This is a genomic window from Lyngbya sp. CCY1209 (genome assembly GCF_055795065.1).
Genome location: NZ_JAYFER010000081.1, coordinates 1 through 4,265, shown reverse-complemented (window position 1 = coordinate 4,265; position 4,265 = coordinate 1). Strand labels below are relative to the sequence as shown.

Annotated in this window: 4 protein-coding genes; 2 read left to right on the top strand and 2 right to left on the bottom strand. The window is 56.1% G+C overall.

Annotation, left to right across the window (positions count from 1 at the left end; all coding sequences use genetic code 11):
• Nucleotides 1-103 precede the first annotated feature (103 nt).
• Entirely contained in the window at nucleotides 104-1,882 is a 1,779-nt protein-coding gene (locus AC0QHF_RS00430) for a serine/threonine protein kinase (RefSeq protein WP_324702218.1), read from the top strand.
• A gap of 101 nt (nucleotides 1,883-1,983) precedes the next feature.
• A complete protein-coding gene (locus AC0QHF_RS00425) occupies nucleotides 1,984-2,766 on the top strand; it encodes an NYN domain-containing protein (RefSeq protein ID WP_324702217.1) in 783 nt (260 codons plus the stop codon).
• Nucleotides 2,767-2,860: 94 nt separating this feature from the next.
• Here the strand turns inward: AC0QHF_RS00425 and AC0QHF_RS00420 are convergent, their stop codons facing one another.
• Together AC0QHF_RS00420 and AC0QHF_RS00415 are read right to left on the bottom strand one after the other, a co-directional pair.
• Nucleotides 2,861-3,274: a hypothetical protein gene (locus tag AC0QHF_RS00420; RefSeq protein ID WP_324702216.1), complete on the bottom strand. Its 414-nt coding sequence runs from the start codon at nucleotides 3,272-3,274 to the stop codon at nucleotides 2,861-2,863.
• A gap of 144 nt (nucleotides 3,275-3,418) precedes the next feature.
• Nucleotides 3,419-4,084: an L-threonylcarbamoyladenylate synthase gene (locus tag AC0QHF_RS00415; protein ID WP_324702215.1), complete on the bottom strand. Its 666-nt coding sequence runs from the start codon at nucleotides 4,082-4,084 to the stop codon at nucleotides 3,419-3,421.
• Nucleotides 4,085-4,265 lie beyond the last annotated feature (181 nt).

The following is a 4,265-nucleotide window of genomic DNA, read 5'->3' as shown; positions in this document are numbered from 1 at the left end:
AGCCGTGTGAGGTGAAAGTCTCATGCACGGTTCTGAATGGGAGGGGGAGATGGTAACATCTCTCTCGACCCCTAATTCAATCCGGGCCTGACAGGTCGTCGCCGTGGAACATCCGGTATCATCCACCATTCACTGTATCAACCCCAACTGCCCCAAGCCAGACGGACAGCTTTGGGGGAACAAATTCTGCCAAAATTGCGGGGCGCCCCTGCAACTCAACCACCGCTACATCCCCCTCCGCTGCCTGGGAAGCGGGGGATTTTCCAAACTCTACACCGTCTGGGACCCGAAAACCCAATCCGAAAAAGTCCTGAAAGTCCTGGTCGAACCCTCCCCCAAGGCCCTGGAACTGTTTGAACAGGAGGCCGCCGTCCTCGCCCACCTGCACCATTCCGGCGTCCCCCGGGTCGCCCCCGACGGCTACTTTTTCCTCCGCCGTCGCCACGCCAACCGGGTGGAACTCCCCTGCCTGGTGATGGAAAAAATCCACGGCCCCACCCTCGAAGAAGTCCTGGAACGCCACCCCCAGGGCTGTCCGGAAGAGTGGGTGACGCAATGGCTGCACCAAGCCCTCGACATTTTGCGGGAACTGCACCGGCGGGGGATCGTGCACCGGGACATTAAACCCTCCAATTTGATGCTACGATCCGCGACAGCGCACCTATCGCCCTCCGAAGCGTATTTCGACGATCGCCACATCGGCAAAAATCAGTTGGTGATGATCGACTTCGGCGGTGCCAAGCAGATCGGCGCGATCGCCCACGGCGACCGGGAAAGCACCCCCAGAAGCAACACCCGCCTCGTGTCTCCGGGCTACAGCCCCCCGGAACAGATCGTTGGCGCGGCGGTGGGCCCCCCGGCGGACTTTTACGCCCTGGGGCGGACCTGCATCCACCTGCTGACGGGCACCTATCCCGCTGAACTCGAAGATCCGATGACCGGGGAACTGCGGTGGCGACACCGGGTTTCCGTCAGTTCCGCCTTCGCCGAATTGCTCGATCGGATGGTGCACAACGAATTCCGCGATCGCCCCCAAACCGCCACCGACATCCAAGCCTACCTCTTCCGCATCGCCCGGATGAAAAAACACCCCCGCCGGATGATGTCTTTCTCGGAACTGTGCCTGGATCTGGTCAAAACCGGCCTGATCGAAGTCGATCGCACCCTGTGGGCCGGAGTGCAATGGCTCGGAAGTGCGATCACAGCCTTGGGACGGGCGACGGTCGAAGTCACCTGGGAAACGGGACTGGCGGCCTCCGGCGGCATGGTGGGGGCCGCGATCGGCCTGATTTTGGCCTACTGGTCCCCCCTCGGCGAACTGCTGGCGGAGGCCCTCGCCGAAGATCTGCCCCTCCCCCTGTCCAATCTCGCCGCCCATTTGGGCGCGGAGATGATCGTCCTCGGTCTGGCCGGCCTCGGCACCGCCCTCGGGCTGACGGACGGGGGCGGCTTCGACCAGCGCCGCCGCTACGGACGGGCGGCTTTGACGGGTGCCCTGGGCTACGTGGCCGGGGGCGCGCTCTGGCGCATCGTCGCCGCGATCGCCTTCATCCCCGGATTTCGGGAACTGGCGGGGGTGGGGTGGCTGTGCGTGGGCATCGCCACCGGCATCCTCACCTGGGGACTGGGATTCGCCAGCCACCGCCCGGTTTACGCCATCGCTGCCGCGGCCGGAACCGCCGCCATTTTCTGGGGTTTGGGCGTCTCGAACCTTCTGCCCCCGGAAGTATTGCAATTTCCCACCGTCGGCCTGCAGGCGGAATGGCAGCAGTTTCGCTTGGGTATCGCCTTCGTCGGTTTGCTCGGATGCGCGATCGGTTTGTGTTTGGGAGGCATTCACTATTTGATCGTCCCGATTTTGCGCTGGCTGGGGTGGCGTTGATCGAATCTCGTCCGTTGTTGTGGCTTTCCGGCCCCGGCGGCGAGGTCTGGGGCAACAACAGACCGACAGCCACCCGAGTTCAATTCTAGTTTTCTGAAACCATGAGCGTTTGTAGACTCGCTGTTTTGATCGACGCAGATAATGCCAGTGCTAAAATCATTGGCTCGTTGCTCAAAGAAGTGGCAAAATATGGGACTGCCAATGTCAAGCGGATTTACGGCGATTGGACGAATACACAACTTGTGAGCTGGAAAAATAAGCTCAATGCATTCGCCATCCAACCGATTCAACAATTCTCCTACACCACCGGAAAAAATGCCACCGACAGCGCGCTGATCATCGATGCGATGGACTTACTTTATACCGGCAACTTTGACGGATTTTGTATCGTTTCCAGCGACAGCGACTTCACCCGCCTGGCCTCCAGAATTCGAGAAGCTGGGCTGGTGGTTTATGGCTTCGGAGAACAGCAGAAAACCCCCGGCGCTTTTATTTCCGCCTGCAATAAATTTATTTACACCGATATTCTCGACCTGGCCGAAGAAGATGAAGGGGGTGAAAGCGCGGACAATTCCCAAAATAAAAATTCAAACCGGCAAGTTTCAGAACCATTGAAGTCATCGAACCTAAAAAATCTGGGGCAAAATAAAAAATTGATCCGGCTTCTCAAAAATGCTTATGAATCCGTCGCCGGCGATGATGGATGGGCCTATTTGGCCGCCATTGGCTCTCAACTCAACAAGCTATCCTCGGATTTTGATGCCAGAAATTATGGCTGTAAAAAATTGGGAGAATTAGTCGGAAACGTGGGGATTTTTGAAATTAAAGAAGTGCGTCACAAGAAAAATTCCCTGCTCCGCCAAGTTTACATCAAACTCAAATGACTCTCCTCTGCCTGGGGTGACAGAGGAGAGATATGGCGGTTTTCGCTCCAATGAAAAGTGTACCTCAATACAGCGAACGGCGCTATAATTACGGTCAATCTGAACAGCGTTTTGTTTCAGTCGCCGACATCGACTCCTCGATTACCTGCGATCGCATTCTCCCCGATTCTGCACCGCGACGACAGTTTCCCCGCCCGAAGCCGTTTCGGTGCCGACCTTTCCCCCCGGGCCGGCTGTCGAGCACGTCTTTAATTTCATCCAAAAGTTGGCGCACCAACTGCCATTCTTCCCCCTCGTTCCCTTCGCATTTCATCTCCCACCGCCGAACCAACTGCCGCAATTCCGTGCAGGTCCGTCCGTCGTAAATCTCATCCCCCCGATCTAAATGTTTGCCGATGTCGAGCAATTCGTCCTTGAGGGCGACGGGAACCCGGATGGTCTGGGTTTCCCCGGTTTGCCACGCGGCTTTGCGACCCGCGCCTTGCCGACGTCCACCTCTTCCGTGCATTTTTCAATTCTCCTGCAAACTTGAGTTGACGCTACCACTATAGCGCCTTTTTTGATTTCGTGTCAATATCTATTGATGAATTTTCATGGTAGCCATAGATTTTGTAACGAAATATCTATGGCTCGCGGAGCCGAGCCGATCGCCCTATTCCTCCGGCATCCAATCCGCGATCGCCTCCCACCCCTTCCCCCGTCGCAGGGCCACCGGGTCGTCCGACGTCAGATCGATGATGGTCGAAACCTGGTAATCCAAATCCGTGCCGTCATCGACGATGATATCGACTAACTTTTCCAAAGCATCAAACAATTGTATTTTGTCGTATTTTTCAGGAATTTCTGGAATCAAAGGCGAGGGTTCCTCTTCTTCCTTAATGTGGGCAGAAGTGGAAATAACCGGATTCCCAAGAGCCTCGATAATCGACAGACATACGGCATTGTCCGGGACGCGAATGCCCGTCGTCTTTCGCTTCGGAGACATCACCAATTTAGGAACCAACTTTGTCGCCGGAAGTAAGAACGTATAACTCCCCGGGATCAGTCGCTTGATAGTGCGGTAAGCCGGATCAGTGACGATCGCATAATCCGAAATATTAGACAAAGACGAACACAAAAACGTCAGCGGTTTATCATTTGAAATTTGTTTGATCTGTCTCACCCGCTGAACCGCAGACTTGACATTCAGATCGCAGCCGATCGCGTAGACGGTATCCGTGGGGTACAGCATCACCGCCCCGTCTTTGAGATCATTTTTGATCTGGTCAACGGTGCGTTTTTGAGGGGTGTCCGGATGGAGTTCGTACAAAGTAGCCATAATTCAAGCCGGTAAATTGGAACGATAAGAGTGTAATGCAAGAATTAGTCCTGGGGGGAATATTCAGAATCGGGTGGGGGCAAGCCTCTGAGCTTGCCCATTCACCACCTGGGCAACCCTGTAAGGTGGCCCCACCTGGGCAACCCTGTAAGGTGGCCCCACCTGGGCAACCCTGTAAGGT